2 protein-coding genes and 1 pseudogene are annotated in these 2587 nt (G+C 37.3%); all 3 read left to right on the plus strand.

Going from position 1 to position 2587, the window contains the following annotated elements:
• A pseudogene (locus BOW51_RS11720) lies at positions 1 to 109 on the plus strand (SIS domain-containing protein); the annotation flags it as partial.
• A gap of 449 nt (positions 110 to 558) precedes the next feature.
• On the plus strand, positions 559 to 1737 hold the full coding sequence (locus BOW51_RS09665) for a PIN domain-containing protein (RefSeq protein WP_078477536.1): 1179 nt from the start codon (positions 559 to 561) through the stop codon (positions 1735 to 1737).
• Positions 1738 to 1795: 58 nt separating this feature from the next.
• The gene (locus BOW51_RS09670) at positions 1796 to 2515 is read left to right on the plus strand and encodes a restriction endonuclease (protein ID WP_078477537.1); all 720 of its coding nucleotides are present in this window, start codon (positions 1796 to 1798) and stop codon (positions 2513 to 2515) included.
• Positions 2516 to 2587: the final 72 nt, after the last annotated feature.

Consider the following 2587-nt stretch of genomic DNA (forward strand, 5'->3'; position numbering starts at 1 on the left):
AATTATCTTTACCATTCCGTTGCAGCTGCTTGCTTATCATGTCGCTGTACTCAAGGGAACGGATGTTGACCAGCCGAGGAATCTTGCCAAATCAGTAACAGTGGAATAGATTTCGTTATATAAAAGATCCTTTAAATGATTTGGTTTATGGTTTTGATATCAAGATCAAAACTAGATCTTTGACTCTCGATAAGATCCCGTCTCGTCAGCAGTGGAGATTAGACTTAATCCATGAACTAAATAGCCGTGGCTTAAGCAATGTAGAAATATCTGACTATCTGAATAGTCAAAATATCGAGTCTCCACGTGGAGTTAAATACTCTCAGAAACTGATTTGGGTTACACTCAAAAATAATCGAAGATAGAGCATTTCGAGCTAACGACATCAAAGTGTCAGTGTCGAAACCTCATTTCTACGAGAAAATAAGAATTCGAAAGTACTGACTAGACATTAGACAGCATTGCCAGATTCTTCTGGATTGGCTGAGGATAATGCTGACAAACTAACCAAATTGAATTACAGGAAATATTCCTGTCAATAGGGCTCACTTTTGAAATATGGCTAAGATAAACAGAAGAAAACCACCAGCTCATATACTCATACTAGATACGAACGTTCTTTTTTCTGAGAATAAAGAATTATGTGCCTCATCTGAATTCCATGACTTTTGGAATGAATACAGTAGTAAATACGATATTGAATTAATTCTACCTGAGGTCGTGAAAGGTGAGTTGCTATATCAACACACATCCTCCGCACTTACTACCTTGGAAAGAATCAACTCTCAGTTTGATAACTTGTCGGCTTATACGGATAAAACATATAAACATCGAGTCAAAGCACAGCATATTAGGAAGGATATGGAGAGTCGATTTGATAAATGGATCTCTAGTCTTAATGCTGAGGTAGTAGAAACTCCTTGTAAGTCAATCGACTGGGAAAGATTAACCAACGACGCCATCTGGCGAAACCCTCCTTTTACAGAAGAAAAGGATAAAAAACACGAAAAAGGATTCAGGGATTCCTTAATTATGGAAACAGTCGTTCAGTTTATTGAAGATAAACCGAACGCGAATATAGTATTTATTAGCAATGATACCGCCTTATCGGGTGAGAGCAAAAGAAGAGTAGGAGCTAATAAGTTTGTATCGTTTTATGAAACATTAGACGAATTCGCTTCTTTTTTAAGGCTGCTTGATGAGCAGTTTACAAATGAATTTATTCAAGCAATTCAAGCAAGAGCAAGATTGAAGTTTTACAATAAAAAAGATGATAATTGTCTGTACGTCAAAGAGAGAGTGATTAACCGTATTCGTACAGATTACAGTCATATATTCTCAACTCCTCCAACAAAGAGATCATTAGGGCTCGCTATATCTACTCCACTAACGCCAACAAAAGGAAAATGGACAATAGCAAGTGATGAAGGCATATGGGTTTTCGCCCCGAACTATATTGAACATAGTGATGAAAAACGATTTACATGGGGTAGTCGTATAGAGTTCGTACGGTTATATAGATATTCAGGTTTAGGCATAGGTAGCTTGTTAACTGCGTATTCTGGGCAAGAAAATTTACGAAAACTTGAATTCAAGGTTGTATGGACAGCAACTGTCGGAAAAGATGCTAGTTTCCGTAACCTTAAATTAGTCAGTATAGAGTTAGAAGATGAAAAATTTGAATTGGCAACCGAGGACGATAAAAAAAGGTACGCAATTGAAAGCTCTATAGAGTAATAAATACCTGAGCTGTTTTTCACGAATTCATTCAGGTCGATACCTTACTGAAAATTAAATGTCTAGATTCTCTGAATGCATTGCTTCACTAGACCAGGACAAAAAAGGCGTTCAATTTGAACGCTTCGTTAAATGGTTTCTGAAGAATGACCCTGAATGGTCAACTCAGGTAGATAAAGTCTGGCTCTGGAATGAGTATCCAAACAGATGGGGGGCTGATTTAGGAATAGATTTAGTCTTCAAACATAAGAATGGCGAAACATGGGCTGTTCAAGCTAAATGCTACTCAGAAGAATATCCAATAAAAAAATCCGATGTTGATTCATTTCTCAGCGAGTCTAACCGCAAACTAATCGATAGACGGCTACTTATCAGTTCTACAGATATTATTGGGAAAAACGCAAAACAAGTCTGTTTTGATCAAGAAAAGCCAGTAACACTTTTTCTCTATTCTGATGTTGATAAATCAGTGATTGATTACCCAAAATCCTTTAAAGAATTATCTAAAGCAAAACAGCGTAAGAAACCAACACCGCGTCCACATCAAAGAGAAGCAATAAAAGCTGTCGCAAAGGGCTTTGAAAATACCGATCGTGGTCAGCTAATCATGGCTTGCGGTACAGGAAAAACTTTCACGACTCTATGGATAAAAGAGAGGCTAGAAGCAGGATCGACATTAATTCTTCTTCCGTCACTTAGTTTGCTATCTCAAACACTACGTGAATGGACTTCGGCATGTAATGAAGAATTTGAAGCATTATGCGTATGGAGACTGTAAATTAGTTTGTGTATCTGCTTATCTCCCGTAGGGGTTAATGATAAGCAGATACACAAACTAATTTACAGTCTC

The sequence above is a fragment of the Solemya elarraichensis gill symbiont genome, assembly GCF_002021095.1.
Taxonomy (GTDB): domain Bacteria; phylum Pseudomonadota; class Gammaproteobacteria; order Chromatiales; family Chromatiaceae.